The organism is Accumulibacter sp. (assembly GCF_023806635.1).
GTDB lineage: Bacteria > Pseudomonadota > Gammaproteobacteria > Burkholderiales > Rhodocyclaceae > Accumulibacter.
The window spans coordinates 16,905-32,310 of the sequence record NZ_JAMTDQ010000098.1; the positions used below are offsets into that span (position 1 = coordinate 16,905).

A 15,406-nucleotide genomic window follows, 5' to 3' on the forward strand; every position below is an offset into this window, starting at 1 on the left:
GTGCCAGAGCCGGACAACGACAAGACGCTCGTGCTTGGTGGAAGTGTTGCACCAGCACCCCGGACGGGTTCCACGACGCGGATCGGCAAGTCGAACAACGCCCTGCCGATCGGGACGCATCTGTCCGAGTTCGAGATCGTCGACCTGGTCGGCGAAGGAGGGTTCGGGATCGTCTACCTGGCGGCAGACCACTCGCTGGAGAGACGGGTCGCGATCAAGGAGTACATGCCGTCCAGCCTCGCCATGCGCGCCGACGACCTGACGGTCGTCGTTCGCTCGGAGCGGCACAGCGAAACGTTCGACGTGGGCCGCCGCAGTTTCGTCAACGAGGCGCGACTGCTGGCCCAGTTCGACCATCCGGCTCTGGTCAAGGTTTTTCGTTTCTGGGAAGCGAACGGCACCGCGTACATGGCGATGCCCTACTACGCCGGCACGACATTGCGCGACGTGCTGCAGCGGATGCCCGAAAGGCCCGACGAGAGCTGGATCCGAAAGATCCTCGCGCCGATCATGGATGCCCTCGAACTCATTCACAACGCGGACTGCTTTCACCGCGACATTGCCCCCGACAACATCATGCTGCTGAAGGACGATCGGCCCGTCCTGCTCGACTTTGGCGCCGCCCGCCGCGTGATCAGCGGCATGACCCAGGCACTGACGGTCATCCTCAAGCCGGGCTTCGCGCCGATCGAACAGTACGCGGACATGCCTGGAGTGCGGCAGGGGCCATGGACCGACATCTACGCATTGGCTGCGGTGGTGCACTCGATGATCACCGGACAGGTTCCGCCGCCGTCGGTCAACCGGGTCATGAGGGACACCTACCAGCCGCTGAGCGAGGCGGCTGCCGGTCGCTACAGCGACCAGTTCCTGCGGGCTATCGATCAATGCCTGGCAGTGCGAGGTGAAGACCGGCCGCAATCGATCGCCGAGATGGCCCAACTGCTTGGACCCGATCCGGCGGCTGCGACCGCGACCACGCTCCTGGCGAGCGAGGAAACGACCATACTGCCAGCCACCGGTGCCACGCATGTTCCGATGCAGCGAACCGAGCCACTGCGGCCGGTCCCGCAACCCCCTGTCGCGAAGGAGCCGGCTATCGCTGGCGCCACGGCGCGGCGCCACCAGCGCCGCCCGGGAAGCGTCCCAGCCGTCAGCGCCATCGCCGCAATCGGCGTCGTCGCCGCCGCGGCAGGCGCATACTTCTTCCTGACGGGCAAGGGCACGGCACCCACGACAGCGCCGGCGCAACCGGCTTCCCCAACGGCCTCCATCGAGAAACCAGTCGCCATCACGCCGGCAGCAAAACCAGTCTCGCTCGGCGAAGCCTTCGCGATCGCGCTCGAAGGCTCCGACAGGGATTTCGAACTGCGGGTAGACCTGCCGAAGACGCCAGTTGCCGTCGGCCGGGACGTGCTTTCGTTCGCCTTGTCAAGCAAGCGCCGCGGTTACCTCTATGTGCTCCTCTGGGATCAGGCGACCGGCCATTTGAAAGAAATCTTCCCCAACCCGCTCGACCGCGACAACCAGGTTGCACCGGGCACACCCTTCAGGTTTCCGAGACCGCACTGGGGTTATGAAGCGGACCAGCCGGTTGGCAACTGGGATGTGCTCGCCATCGTTTCGGAGTCGCAGCGCAACTTCCCGTTCTTCGCCGGTGCGGGCGCGAACGGATCGGTTGAAGTGGCCGTGGCCACGCTCGAGAGGGAACTGCGCGAGTCGCCAACGGGAGGCACGGCGCTGACGGGAGAAGTGATCTGTGACAGCGGCCGCGAATGCTCGCGAGCGTACGCCGCCGCCCGCTTCGTTGTCACCGAGGTGGAACGTCGAGCGAACGAAATCGCCTCTGGCCGCAAGCCGAAGAGCGACCAGCCGGCCAGCGCGAAGGAAGGACCGGGCAAGAGCGGTGATCAAAGGCTGGACAAGATGCTCGAGGAAATGCTGCAGAAACGTTAGCCACGCCGCTCGCTCACGCGCTGCCGGTCGCCCCTCTCGACCGCGCTTGTCGTGTGCTCACCCACCCCTCTCCTCGCTGACTGCTCGCGACGATCTCCTTACAACCTCTCACGGGAGGATGACGGTGGTTTCGTCTTCTTCGCCCTCGGCGACGGTGACGCACAGTGCAGTATAGTTGTCACCTTCGTTCGGAGCGCGCTGGCGGATCAGATGTTCCATCGCCGACAGCCAGGATTCCGCACCAGTCGAAGCGCCCAGGAGCCCCTCCATCTCGCCCTCCTCGACGTGTTCCCACCAGCCATCGGTACACAGCAGGAGAACGTCGGCGGGCAACAGCCGCAGCGCCTCGGCTGAAACGGAAAGCTCGATGGCCTGGGATGAACCGATCGCCGAGGTGAGCAGGCTGCGCTGCGGGTGGCGGCGAATCATCTCGGCGCTGGCATAGCCGGCATCGACCATCGTCTGGACGATACTGTGATCGCGCGTCTGGTAGAGCACGCGCCCGGAGCGGAAGAGGTAGATCCGTGTATCGCCGACATGGCCCCACACGGCGAGGCCGCTGCCACGGTCGATCAGGAGCAGGACGATCGTCGCGTGCATGTCGGCCGCCACGCCGCCATCCGCCTGCCGGGTCACGACGGCTGCATTGGCCTCCTGCAGCAGAGAGACGACCTTCTCGGGCGCCAACACCGGATCCTCTGCGTATGCACCGAGGACCGTGCTGACCACCAGTCGGGAGGCGACGTCGCCGCCGCCATGACCACCGGCACCGTCGGAAACCACCCAGCAGCAGCAGCCATCCGATGTCCAGTAGCCACAGGCGTCCTCGTTGCGGCCCCGGCCGCCAACCCTCGACCGGAAGCAGGTCTGCAGCTCGAGCATGCCTTTCCCCTCAGCCGCAAGGCGGCGGATCACGGAACGGGATCACGCTCCGCTTGCAGGCGTTGTACTTGCTCCTCATAGGCCTTGAGAAACTCGCGGCCAAACAGGTTGTGGAAATCATCTGCCGCCTCCCGGGATATCTCGCCGTACATTTCCTCGAACAAGTCCCACAACCGGGCCTTGCGACCTGCCGGCAGGATGTCGAGCAGGCTCTTGCCAACCACTCGCCGCTCCAGTGCAGCCGGCTCGAATCGCCGCAGGACGCCGGCGAGCGCTGCGTTCATGCCGGCCATGAAACCGAACTGATGCGCCCGCAGATCGTTGTAGGCATCGCGCATGGCGTCCGCCGGCCGCATGAACCCCCTGCCTTGGGGGACCAGCAGCTGCGTCAACGCAAAGCCGACGTCGGGGCAGAACTTCAGCGGGTTGTTGTCCTTGCCGACGATCATCGTCACCTGCGCATGAACTTCGCGCTTGGTTTCCGCGCGCGCCATCAGGAGTTCGATCGTCCCTTGGATCGCCTCGCGCAGCAGGACGCCGATCTGTTCCATCAGCTCGGCGCTCATGACGGTGGGCAGTGCAACCTGCACACCGAGCCCGCGCCGGAAAGCCTCGGCAAGATCGGCAGAGCCGGCACCGGCCGGCGCTCCAGCCGCTGGTGCCGGTCTCGGTTGCGGGTCGGCGACGGGAACCCACTCGCCAGGCGGGACCTGCGGTTGCCGCGCCGGCGAAGACGGCCGCACGATCCGCGTCGGCTCGTCGCGGAAACTCCTCGGCGGCCCCTCTCGTGCCGGCTGCTCCTCGTCCCAGGAGGTACGCATCACGCCTGGGCTCGCTGGCGGACGCTCGCTCGCACCCGTTGGTGCCGGCGGTGTGGCGGGTGGCGTTGCTGCCCCAGGCATCGGCGGAGGCGCCGCGCGAGGAAGGGAAACGGCCTGGTTCAGAATCGGCGAATCGTCACGTTGCGGCAGAGACCCTTGGCGAAGGGGCGCAGCACCAAAGAGGGCCAGAGGATCCGTCCCGAGCCCGGTTGCCGCAGCCGATGCCCCGCCCAAGTCAGCCAACGGGCTTCCAGCGAGCGGGTCGGCAGTACCTGCCCCGAGCCCGAACAGCGTGTCGACCGAGCCCTCGCCGCAAACCTGCCCGAGACCCAGCGGATCGATTGCCTGCCTTCCGGCCGCCGGATCCGGCGGAGCGAACGGATCATGAGTCGCGCGACGGGGTGCGCGCTCGTCCTCGGACTCCGTTTTCGCGACCCGCGGCGCGAAAACGGAAAACGGATCGTCGCCAGAAGATGCAAACGGATCTGACACAGACGCGCTGCTGCCCAGAAGCGAGTCACCGGACAAGCCGCCCGCCGCCTTGCCGGGCGAAGCGATCGCCCCCTGCTGCCCGGCGAACAGACCCAATGGGTCTGCCGCTAGCACAGGCGCCGACGGAGGCCGCGAAAACGCCGGAGGTGCACTGTCGAACTCCACGCGCAGGACGTAATTGGCGATCATGATCTCGTCGCCGCCCATCAGCGCCACCCGGTTGCCCTTGCCCAGAGGTCGGCCATTCACGAGCGAGGGGTTGGCTCCCATATCGACGAGAAAGAACTGCCGCCCTTCCCGCTCGACCCTCGCCTGGACGCGCGAGATGTGGCGATCCGGATCCGGCAAACGAAGATCATTGCTTTCGTCCCGACCGATCGACCCGCCGCGCTCGCCAAAATCGAAGCCAAGCCGGTGAACGGGCGGAGCACCATGGCAACTCCTGACTGAAATGCGCATCTTGGCTGGCCTCGATGGTTGGGAGCAGCGTTGCAGGCCAACGACGTTGTCAACGGCAGCGGGTGCCGCCTGACAGCGCTGCCGTTGTTGCCGCTTGCGTGTGTCCCGATGTCGACATGATACCGCGCTGGGGGACAAGTCTTGCTGGAAACATGGGGGCAATCGGAAGTGCGACTGTGGATCAGGCTGCCTGTTGTCGTCTGGATTGCCAATAGCTGTCCCACTCCTGGTTGGCACGGCAGACGCGCAGGGCCAGCATGTGCCTGGCGTTTTTCAGTTTCCACCAGGCACCTGCCCGCTTAAGACGGTCCTGGATGACGTAACGGTGTGCCCTTTCGACTTCGCCGGACCCTATTGGCAGCTTGGCCATGAGCGCGTCTCGATAGTTGAACTGCCCCGGGCGATTGGTGAGATAGCGATACGCCGCGCGCACGGGAGCGTTGTCATCGGGAACGCTGTCTCGTTCCGGCTGTTGCGCCACCTCTTCTTCCTTCCGCTGCGCTTGCCGTCGCGCCCAGCCGCGCAGCGCTTCGTTGCCCAACTGCCGCAATTCCTCCGTCACCCGCAGCTCCGCCTCCGCCGCCTTCTCGACATCACCGGCCGCGTTCTCGACCACCGCCAACAACGACTCGATCTTGACCCAGAGCTCGGGATGATCTGGTAACCGATCTTCCAAACTCCGATTTGGCTTGAGTCGCCCCTCCATTTCCGACCACCGTTCTGACATGGGTTTCGCTCCACGTTGAAGTAACCCATGACAGTTTGACCCACCCCCAGCCATTTGTCTAGTGCCGGATGCCACCGCCCACCACCTCGCACCGGCGCCAGTCGCACTTCCGATTGCACCCGAAACAGACACGATCGACACGATCTACTGCAGCGGCGGTGCTGCGAGCCGCGTGTTACACTCTTCGGCCGTCCGATCCTGCTGCCACCCGCGTGTCCATTCCGAGAGCAAGCGCCACACCGGTATCCTCCCTGCGCATCTATCTTCGCCTGCTTGGCTATCTACGGCCACTGCTGGGCCTGTTCGCGGTCAGCCTGCTCGGCTACCTGATGTTCGCCTCGTCACAGCCAACGCTCGCCGCCATCCTCAAGTACTTCGTTGACGGCCTCAACGCCACCAGAGGAAGCACGCAGTACACGATTCCACTGCTCGGTGACCTCGAATTGATCTACGCGGTGCCGCTGCTGCTCCTGCTCGCCGTCACCTGGCAAGGCGTTGGTTCCTTCCTCGGCAACTATTATTTGGCACGGGTATCACTCGGGCTGATCGACGACCTGCGGCGAGCGCTGTTCGACAGCCTGTTGCGGCTGCCAAACGCCTACTTCGATCAGCACAACTCCGGGCATCTGGTTTCCCGCATCACCTACGATGTGACCATGGTCACCGGCGCGGCAACGGACGCGATCAAGGTCGTCATTCGCGAGGGAATGACGGTCGTGTTCCTGTTCGGTTACCTCCTGTGGATGAACTGGAAACTCACCCTGCTGATGGTCGCGATCCTGCCAATCATCGGCCTCATGGTGCGTAGCGCCAGCCGCAAGTTCCGCCGCCAGAGCCGAAAGATCCAGGTCGCGATGGGCGACCTGACGCACGTCGTCGCCGAGACGATCCAGGGCTACCGCGTCGTGCGCAGTTTCGGTGGCGAGGAGTACGAGTCGGCCCGCTTCCGCGATGCGAGCGCGAACAACGCGGCACGGCAGCTGCGCATGGTGCGAACTGCAGCCAGCTATGGCCCAGCGCTGCAGTTCGTCACCTTCAGCACCATGGCGGCGCTGCTGGTTCTCGTCCTCCTGCTGCGCGGCGATGCCACCGCCGGCGACCTGGTCGCTTACATCACGGCTGCAGGAATGCTGCCGAAGCCGATTCGTCAGTTGTCCGAAGTCAGCTCGACCATCCAGAAGGGCCTTGCCGGTGCCGAGAGCATCTTTGCCCAGCTCGATGAATCGCCGGAACCCGATAACGGGAGCATCGAACGTGAACGGGTCGCCGGTTACCTCGATATTCGCGAACTCTCCTTTGCCTACCCGGGCAGTAGCCAGAACGTCCTGGACCGGGTCAGCTTCAGCGTCACCCCCGGCCAGATGGTGGCACTGGTCGGACGCTCGGGCAGCGGCAAGTCGACCCTCGCCAATCTGATCCCACGCTTCTACCAGCACAGCTCGGGACAGATTCTGATCGACGGCGTGGACGTCGAAGCCTACACCCTGCGCAACCTGCGCCGGCACATTGCACTGGTGACGCAACAGGTCATTCTTTTCAACGACACGGTGAGCAACAACATTGCCTACGGCGACCTCGCCGGTTCGCCGCACGGAGCGATCGAGGTCGCCGCGGCAGGAGCGCACGCACGCGAGTTCATCGATCGCCTGCCGAACGGCTTCGCAACACCGGTCGGCGAGAACGGCGTCATGCTGTCGGGCGGTCAGAGGCAGCGCTTGGCAATCGCGCGCGCCCTGCTCAAGGACGCACCGATCCTGATCCTCGACGAGGCGACCTCAGCGCTCGATACCGAGTCGGAACGCCACATCCAGAATGCGCTCGACCGGGTCATGGCCGGGCGGACGACGCTGGTCATCGCACACAGGCTGTCGACCATCGAGAGAGCCGACCTCATCCTGGTCATGGACCAGGGCAGCATCGTCGAGCGCGGCACGCACGCCGAACTCCTGGCCGCCAACGGCCACTACGCGCGCCTGCATGCGATGCAGTTCGAGGAAGCAGAGACGGTGGAGCAAGCGACGCCAGCCACCTGAGCGCTGACGCCACCGCGGCTCGCCGTTGGCCGCTCTTCAGACCACCGGCAAGCGATCGTCGAGCCAGCGGTAGAGCGCTGATCCGACGGGCCAGTTGCGCAGCAGCCGCGCGCGGTCGCGACTCCAGGCGCGGGAATGGGCAGCAGCCGTTCCATGCTGGACGAGGTCATCGAGGTCGATCAGCCAGACCTGACCCGCGTGCCAGAGCAGATTCATTGCCTTCAGGTCACCATGCGTGATCCGCGCCCGGTGCATCGCCGCAAACAGCTCGCTGATCGCTTGCGCCTCGGCCGCCGGTGGTTCCCGGTCGGCAGCAAGATGTGACAGCAGGTTCGCGCCCGGACAGTACTCGCTGACCAGCCAGGCGCGTCGTCGCAGGGGACCAAGGCGCTCCTCGATCAGCGCCAGTGGCGCCGGCGTCGGGATGCCGAAGAACTGCAGCCGGTGCGCTGCGCGCCAGGAATGCCAGGCGCGGCTGGGACGCAGCGCACGCCCCAGTGCGTGGCCGAGCCCTTTCAGATTGTAGCGCTTGACCAGCAGCGGGCGATCATCGACGAGGACGCACGCAACCGTACTCTTGCCACCATCCTTGAGGGTCCGGCCGGCACTGATGGCTTCATCCGGAGACGCGACGACAGAGGCGAGCCGGGTCGCCTGCGAGCGCGTAACCGCGGTAAAACGAGCGGCCGTCTGCGTGACGGCGAAGAGGCTGCAGTCACGAACGGTCTTCGCCAGAAGATCGCGCAGGCGCCACCGCCTGACCTTTGCGATCTCGTCGCGCAAGGCTGGCAGGAGGGGCAGATCCGCCCGCGCTCCAGCCGCATAGGCGGGCAGCAGGATGGACAGCTCGCCGTCCCATGCATCAGGCAGCTGTGCCAGCAGAATCGCCAGGTTGGCACTGGCCTCGGCGGGCGGCAAGGGTGTCCCCGCTCGCCCCAGCTGCAGCGCAGCGCCATCGATGACGAAGACACGCCCTCCGTGGCGCAGGAAGTTTCCGAAATGCAGGTCTTCGTGGATCAATCCGGACGCGTGCAGGCACCCCAGGGTGTGCAGCAGTGGCTGCAGGAGGGCGACGGCCTCGGCGTCGCCAGCCTCCCTGCCGCGCAACGGCTCCCACGCCTGCGCAAAGCTCTCGACGGGAGCGAGAAAATCCGTCAGCAGCGCATGACCACCACGTGCAATCGTCACCGCTGCCTGCACCGCTGGCGCCGCAATTCCGGCCGTGCGGAGCGCCGCCAGGCCATCCTGCTCGCGCCGCCAATGCCGCCCACCACGTTGCCCGATGAAGAGTTTGGCGAGTACGCGACAACCATCCACCTCGGCCTCTCCGACCAGGCGCTTGCCGGGCAGCACGCGCAACAGGCGACGCACGATCAACGTGCGGCCATCGGACATGAGGACGCCAAAGGGTATCGGGATGACTCGCCCGCAATCGCGCAGGGTGCGGGCGTCTGTCTGGAGGACCTCGTTCATCGCCCGTCACTCACCCGGCAGACTAATCCCGACCCGCGAAGAAGCCGACGATTCGCCTGATGCGTCGGCGGTCCGTCGCGGCCAGTCGCTGCTGCCGTGTGTAGTCGAGATAGAACCGCAGACGCTGGCTGCGCGACAACTGCGTCTTCGCCAGCTTGTCGAGACACGCGAGATCCTTGATGATGCGGTAGTCGAGAACCGCACCGCGATAGAAGCTGCCGCTTGGGCAGTCGATCAGGTAGACCGTCGGCACGACGGCGCTGTCAACCAGGAGATTGCGCCATTTGAGGTCATTGTGCGCAAAGCCTGCCTCGTGCAGCTTCCGTGCGATCGTCGCCACCTGGCGCAGAACGCCTGCCAGCCATTGCCGGTCGCGGAGTCGTGCATCACTGGCATAGGCCATCTCCGCCAGATTCATCGTGTCGCGGATCTCCTCGGTGATCAGCGCACCGCGCGTGAACCGCCCCAGGCGCCGCTCCAGCCCGTATGCAACGAGGGTTGCCGTAGGGATGCCCCAGGCCTGGAAGGTCTGCAGATTCTGCCACTCGGCGCGCACCCGCTGCAGACCGAACCAGCGGCGCAGGCCGAACCAGCGCCGGATCGCACTCTTGCCCTTGCCGCTGCCGGTGTAACGCTTGACATAGTAGCGTCGGCCAGCGACGGTGACGCGCAGGACACGACTGATCAGATCGTGGGTGATGGGTTCGCCTTCGAGGGAAAACACCTGTTCGAGGTCGGCAAACAGAAGGGCGGCCGGACCGTCGGCGAAGTCAGGATTGAGATACCAGTGGTTCATGTCATCTCGCCGCGTGCGAGCTTGCGCTCGTAACGCGCCTGCAGTCGCTGTGCCTTCCGTCGCAGGCTATCGAGCGACGATGTTTCCTGACGCAGAACCATGCGCAACGGCCGCGCGAAATAGACCCGAACGAAACGCAGCAGATCGTTGCGCGTCAGGCCAATGTCGAGGGCCGAGAAATGCAGGGCTGCAAGGTCCTTGTCACGCCAGCGCCGCGGCGTCACCGCACGGACCTGAGCGCGGTGCAGATCGATCAATGACAGTCGCATTCTCTCTGGCGTCGGGTACGGCTCCAGATGAACGAGGAAGTGGCAGATGTAGAAGTCACGATGGTTCACACCGGCGCCGTGCATCGCCCTGGCCAGTTCGGCGACGCGGCGGATCAACGCCCGTTTCAGACGGAGCTCGGGCCGTTGCTTGAGCCAGCCGGCGCAATAGTCCTCCAGGCTCACTGTCGGAGCCAGTTCTTCGGTCACGATGAACGATGACTGACGCGCCGGATTCCGACCGCGGCAGCCACAGGCGACCACGCGCATGGTATCGACGCCGCAGGCGCGCAGGCGCTGCACGGCCAGCCACTCGTTCTGCGCACCGAGCACCGGCAAGCGGCAGCGCAGGAGGTTGTTGGCGATCTCGGCCCAGCCGACACCACGATGAATCTTCACGAAGTAGCCGCGGCCGGCGATCTCGGTGCGCAGGGTGCGACGTGCCTCGAGCTGGCGAAAAACAGTACCCTGCAATGCCTCGACGGCGGCGAATGGATCCTGCCCGGACCACAGCGAACGAAAGGGTTCATCGAGGCAAAGGATGCGCGTACTCATTTCAGGATGACATCAGCGGCACGCTCGGCATTGGCATAGATGTCGGCGACCTCGGCGAAGGCGAGACCATTGGCCTGCCAGCGGCGCCGCGCTGAGTCGTCTTCGAGCATCCCGAGCAGTGCCCGGTCCAGCGAGTCCTGCCTGAAGGGCTCATCGATGACGACGCCGGCACCGGCCTCGACGACATAGTGCGCGTAGCCGCAGACAATGGTGGTGAGTACCGGCAAGCCGGCAACCAGGGCCTCGAGCAGGACGGTGCCGGTGTTTTCGTTGTAGGCGGGATGCAGCAGAAGGTCGGCGCCGAGCAGAACACGCGGAATGTCGCTGCGTCCCGGCAGGATGCGCACATGTTCGGCGACGCCAAGCAATCGCGCCTGGCCCTGGAAGAAACGCGGGTCATCATCCCCGATGGCGAAGAGCCGACAACGCGCACGCAACGCCGGCGGCAGCGCCGCCAGGGCCTTCAGACTGCGATCGAGACCCTTGGTCCGGAAGCCCGAGCCGAGCTGCAGGAGAAGGAACTGGTCGCCTGCCACCCCGAACTCGCTGCGCACGCTCGACCGAATTGCCGCCGCATCCGGCGGCGCCCGCCTGTCCGGCGAGATGCCGGGAGGCAAGAGATGGAATCGCTCGGCCGGAGTGCCATGGTAGCTCTGGAACAGACGCTCCTGCACCGGCGACAGGATCAGGATTTCCACCTGGGCCTCCCGACCGAAGACCGCCCGTTCGTAAGCGGAGAAATGCCGGTAGCGCGCCGACAGGCGATAGAGCGCGCCACGCTGCATGCGTGCCTTCTCCTCGAAGCACGAGTCGGCAGCGAAATACACGTTCAGTCCCGGCATCTTGTTGAAGCCGACGACACGATGGACGGGATGGGCCGCCAGATGACTGGCCACCCAGCCGCTGAAACGCTGGTAACGGCGCAGGTTGGTCAGCCCGCGAACGGGAACCAGCACGAGTTCGAAGCCGGCCGGAATATCCCCGCGCCACTCCAGGGTGTAGACCCTGATCGCATGGTCGCGCGCCTGGCAGGCGAGCGCCACGCGGAGGAAATCGCGCTGCAGGCCACCAAACGGAAAGTACTTGTAGAGACAGAAGGCGATTTCCATCAGGATTCTTCACTGCCACTACCGGCATCGGCGAGGCGCCGCTGGCAACTCGTCACGGTGCCAGCCCCCCCGCCGGAAGTGGCGATGATTCGCTGCGGCGACGCCCCTTGTACCGGTTGTAGCCCCAGAGATACTGTCCCGGGCACTGCCGGATGAGATGCTCCATCTCGCGATTGATCTGCTGTGCCCGTTCTTCGATGGTGCCCGCGATGGGCTGCGTCGGCTCCTGCAGTCGGAAATGATAGCCGGCGCCAGCGGGGAGTCGTTCGGCCCAGACCATGATCACGGTTGCACCGCTGTCGACCAGTCGCGCCGCCAACGTCATCGTGTAGGCCGGCTTGCCGAAGAAGTCGAGCCAGCGCCCTTCGCCCGCCTTCGGCGCATGGTCGGGCAGGATGCCCACCGCCTCGCCACGCCTGAGCGCCTTCAACAGACTGCGTACGCCCGAGAGATCTGCCGCCGCCAGATGCAGCTGCGCCCGCGCCCGGCCGGCTTCGATCAGTTCCTGCAGCCACGCCCGCTTCGGTGGCCGATAAAGGACCGTGATCGGTGCGTGCGTTGCAAGGTACTGGGCAGTGATCTCGAAGCAGCCGAGATGCGGCGTCAGATAGAGTATTCCCTTTCCTCGTCGCGTCGCTGCCTCGACCAAGTCCCAACCCGAGACCTTGACGACCCGCGCTGCCGCCTCCATCTGTGGCCGCGCCCAGATGCGCGCCAGTTCCAGACCCGCCTTGCCGGCTTCGCCGATGGCGACCGGTCGTACCCGCCGCGCTTCCTCCTCGCCAAGCGCCAGCTCCATGTTCTCTGCCATGTGTCGACGATAGGTCGGCGAGCACAGCCAGACGAGCCAGCCGAGCACGGCTCCGAGCACATGCAGCCAGGACAGTGGCAGGAGGCTGAGGCAGCGAAACAGGATATGCAAGCGACGTTCCGATGTTGGCGGGGAAAGAACGGTGCGGTACAGGCGGCAGCGCGGCACGCTTTTGACTGAGCGCAACGAGAAAAAGTATAATTATCCATCCGCCGAGTTAATCAGGACAACTTGCAGGGCGGAACGAGCCGCAAGAGCGGCCAGCAAATACTGCTAAAGCGTCGTCTGCTCAAACCCCGGAGCCGGCCACGCGGTCGTTTCGGGGTTTTTCAATTATGGAGCACACGCAGCGTGAGCAACGAGTACCTCTTCACTTCGGAATCGGTTTCCGAGGGCCATCCGGACAAGGTGGCCGACCAGATCTCCGACTCCATTCTCGACGCCATCCTGGCCGACGACCCACCGGCACGGGTTGCCTGCGAGACCCTGGTATCCACCGGTCTGGTGGTGATCTCGGGCGAGATCACCACCAAGGCACACATCAACTACCGCGAAATTGCCCAGGAAGCGGTTCGCCGGATCGGCTACGACAACTCCGACATCGGCTTCGACTACAAGAGCTGCGCCATTCTGACAGCGATCAACCGCCAGTCACCCGACATCGCCCAGGGTGTCAACGAGGGTCAGGGGATCGACCTCGACCAGGGCGCCGGCGACCAGGGACTGATGTTCGGCTACGCCTGCGATGAAACAGCGTCGCTGATGCCTTTGCCGATCCACTACGCACACCGGATCATGCAGCGTCAGGCCGAGGTCCGCCGCGACGGCCGACTGCCGTGGCTGCGCCCGGACGCGAAGAGCCAGCTCAGCGTCCGCTACGTCGACGGCAGACCAGTCTCGATCGACACCGTGGTCGTCTCGACACAGCACGATCCGGAGGTGTCGCATGCCCAGATTTCGGAAGCCGTTATCGAGGAAGTGATCAAGCCGGTCGTTCCCAAGGAGCTGCTGACGGGCAATACCCGCTTCCTGGTCAACCCGACCGGTCGCTTCGTCGTCGGCGGCCCGCACGGCGACTGCGGACTGACGGGTCGCAAGATCATCGTCGACACCTACGGTGGCGCTGCCCGGCATGGCGGCGGCGCCTTCTCCGGCAAGGATCCGTCGAAGGTCGACCGATCGGCCGCCTATGCCGCGCGCCACGTCGCCAAGAACATCGTCGCCGCCGGACTCGCCTCGCGCTGCGAGGTACAGGTCGCCTATGCGATCGGCGTCGCACGGCCGGTATCGCTGATGGTGAACACCTTTGGCACTGGCAGGGTGAGTGAGGAACTCATCGTCGATCTGATCGGCAAGCACTTCGATCTGCGTCCAAAGGGCATCATCCAGTCACTCAACCTCCTGCGGCCCATTTATCGCAAGACCGCAGCCTACGGCCACTTTGGTCGCGACGAACCCGAGTTCACCTGGGAAGCGACCGACAAGGCCACGGCCCTGCGGGCGGCAGCAGGTCTCTCGTAGCCCCCGGCGACGAGCGGACACCAAGAGGGGCCACATGGCCCCTTCGTTTTGCCGCCCGGCGCCACACGGTTTAAACTCCTGTCTGCGGAAGACGACCCGCACGGACAGGAGCACGGATGCTCAAGAAGATCAGCGTCAAGCAACTCACGGTCGGCATGTACCTCAAGGAGTTCTGCGGCTCCTGGATGGAGCACCCGTTCTGGCGCTCGGCCTTCGTCATCAGCGACCCGAAGGACATCGACACCATCCGCGCCAGCAGCATCCGCGAGGTCTGGATCGACTCGGCAAAGGGCCTCGACGTGGCGGCCGATGAACCTGTCTGCTCGGTCGCCGAACACGAGAGGCAGGTCGAGGCCGACCTCGCCATTGCCGCGCAGGAGGAGCGTCAGCTCGAGCGCGTTTCAACGGCAGCCGAGTTCGCCCGTGCGGCGAGGATCGTCGCCAAGTCGCGGCAGGCCGTCACCTCGATGTTCGAGGAGGCACGCATGGGCAGGGCCGTCGATGCAACGAGTGCGCAACGGCTGGTGGAGGAGATCTCGGACTCGGTGAGCCGCAACCCGGGAGCACTGATCAGCCTGGCGCGCCTGAAAACGGCTGACGACTACACCTACATGCACTCGGTGGCCGTCTGCGCCTTGATGGTCGCCCTGGCCCGCGAACTCGGCATGAATGAGGCGCAGACGCGTGCCGCCGGCACTGCCGGGCTACTGCACGACCTCGGCAAGGCGGTCATGCCGCTCGAAGTGCTCAACAAGCCCGGCAAACTGACCGATGCCGAGTTCGCCATCATCAAGTCGCATCCTGAAGAAGGCCACCGGATACTGACGCAGGCGGCGAAGCCGGACCCGGTGGCGCTCGACGTCGTCCTGCACCATCATGAAAAGGTGAACGGCTCAGGCTACCCGAAGCGACTGCGCGGAGACGAAATCAGCATCTTTGCCAAGATGGGCGCCGTCTGCGACGTTTACGACGCGATCACATCGAACCGTCCCTACAAGGCAGGCTGGGACCCGGCGGAATCGGTGCGCAAGATGGCCGAGTGGAGTCACGGTCACTTCGACACGCGCGTTTTCCAGGCCTTCGTCAAGAGCGTCGGCATCTACCCGATCGGCTCGCTGGTGCTCCTCAGCTCGGGTCACTTGGGAGTGGTCACGGAACAGGGCCAGAAGTCGCTCCTGACTCCACAGGTCAAGGTTTTCTTCTCGACGCGCAGCAATGCGCGCGTCCGTCCCGAGCTCATCGACCTCGGCAGCACGGGCTGTCCGCACAAGATCGTCGGCCGAGAAGATCCGGAAAAATGGAAGTTCCCCGACCTCAACGAGATGTGGTGCGCCGCCCCGTCATGAGACGCGGCCCGGTTCAGCTACTTGTGGTGGCCGCGACCCGCCACCGCGCGCGCGGTCTGCGAAGAACCCTCGTGTCCGAACAGGTTCCACCCCTGATACTGGGCGGTGCTGAACAGGGCAAGTGCGAGCAGTCCGGCGAGCCAGTTGGCCTTGATCATC

Annotated in this window: 13 protein-coding genes; 4 read left to right on the plus strand and 9 right to left on the minus strand. The window is 65.0% G+C overall.

What is annotated here, in order from left to right:
• Complete coding sequence (locus NFW30_RS17245; RefSeq protein WP_295358312.1) at positions 1–1,956, plus strand: serine/threonine-protein kinase; 1,956 nt, start codon at positions 1–3, stop codon at positions 1,954–1,956.
• Positions 1,957–2,064: 108 nt separating this feature from the next.
• Here the strand turns inward: NFW30_RS17245 and NFW30_RS17250 are convergent, their stop codons facing one another.
• From NFW30_RS17250 to NFW30_RS17260, 3 genes are all read right to left on the minus strand, one after another.
• A complete protein-coding gene (locus tag NFW30_RS17250) occupies positions 2,065–2,838 on the minus strand; it encodes a PP2C family serine/threonine-protein phosphatase (RefSeq protein ID WP_295358310.1) in 774 nt (257 codons plus the stop codon).
• Positions 2,839–2,867: 29 nt separating this feature from the next.
• Positions 2,868–4,610 carry a type VI secretion system-associated FHA domain protein TagH gene (gene tagH, locus NFW30_RS17255; protein WP_363322119.1) on the minus strand — a complete coding sequence of 581 codons (1,743 nt, stop codon included), beginning with the start codon at positions 4,608–4,610 and terminating at the stop codon, positions 2,868–2,870.
• A gap of 181 nt (positions 4,611–4,791) precedes the next feature.
• Complete coding sequence (locus tag NFW30_RS17260; RefSeq protein ID WP_295372385.1) at positions 4,792–5,337, minus strand: hypothetical protein; 546 nt, start codon at positions 5,335–5,337, stop codon at positions 4,792–4,794.
• 218 nt (positions 5,338–5,555) lie between these two features.
• On the opposite strand from NFW30_RS17260, the gene msbA reads away from it, so the two are divergent.
• Positions 5,556–7,370: a lipid A export permease/ATP-binding protein MsbA gene (msbA, locus tag NFW30_RS17265; protein ID WP_295358349.1), complete on the plus strand. Its 1,815-nt coding sequence runs from the start codon at positions 5,556–5,558 to the stop codon at positions 7,368–7,370.
• Between the two features lie 36 nt (positions 7,371–7,406).
• Here msbA and NFW30_RS17270 read toward each other — a convergent pair whose 3' ends face one another.
• The 5 genes from NFW30_RS17270 to NFW30_RS17290 are packed head-to-tail and all read right to left on the minus strand — an operon-like array spanning position 7,407 to position 12,491.
• A complete protein-coding gene (locus NFW30_RS17270) occupies positions 7,407–8,843 on the minus strand; it encodes a lipopolysaccharide kinase InaA family protein (protein ID WP_295358306.1) in 1,437 nt (478 codons plus the stop codon).
• A 22-nt stretch (positions 8,844–8,865) separates the two neighbouring features.
• Positions 8,866–9,639 (minus strand): lipopolysaccharide kinase InaA family protein, encoded by a 774-nt coding sequence (locus NFW30_RS17275; protein ID WP_295358303.1) that lies wholly within the window; start codon positions 9,637–9,639, stop codon positions 8,866–8,868.
• A complete protein-coding gene (gene rfaP / locus NFW30_RS17280) occupies positions 9,636–10,460 on the minus strand; it encodes a lipopolysaccharide core heptose(I) kinase RfaP (protein WP_295358300.1) in 825 nt (274 codons plus the stop codon). The genes NFW30_RS17275 and rfaP overlap by 4 nt, the downstream gene beginning before the upstream one ends.
• Positions 10,457–11,569, minus strand: a complete 1,113-nt coding sequence (locus NFW30_RS17285) for a glycosyltransferase family 4 protein (RefSeq protein WP_295358297.1) — start codon at positions 11,567–11,569, stop codon at positions 10,457–10,459. Before NFW30_RS17285 ends, rfaP begins: the two co-directional genes overlap by 4 nt.
• 52 nt (positions 11,570–11,621) lie before the next feature.
• Positions 11,622–12,491 (minus strand): lysophospholipid acyltransferase family protein, encoded by an 870-nt coding sequence (locus NFW30_RS17290; protein ID WP_295358295.1) that lies wholly within the window; start codon positions 12,489–12,491, stop codon positions 11,622–11,624.
• Between the two features lie 240 nt (positions 12,492–12,731).
• Between NFW30_RS17290 and metK the strand changes: the two genes are divergently transcribed.
• On the plus strand, positions 12,732–13,901 hold the full coding sequence (gene metK / locus NFW30_RS17295) for a methionine adenosyltransferase (RefSeq protein ID WP_295358292.1): 1,170 nt from the start codon (positions 12,732–12,734) through the stop codon (positions 13,899–13,901).
• Between the two features lie 116 nt (positions 13,902–14,017).
• Positions 14,018–15,247, plus strand: coding sequence for an HD-GYP domain-containing protein (locus NFW30_RS17300; RefSeq protein WP_295358289.1), 1,230 nt, complete (start codon positions 14,018–14,020; stop codon positions 15,245–15,247).
• Positions 15,248–15,264: 17 nt separating this feature from the next.
• Here NFW30_RS17300 and NFW30_RS17305 read toward each other — a convergent pair whose 3' ends face one another.
• Complete coding sequence (locus tag NFW30_RS17305) at positions 15,265–15,405, minus strand: hypothetical protein (RefSeq protein ID WP_295358286.1); 141 nt, start codon at positions 15,403–15,405, stop codon at positions 15,265–15,267.
• Position 15,406 lies beyond the last annotated feature (1 nt).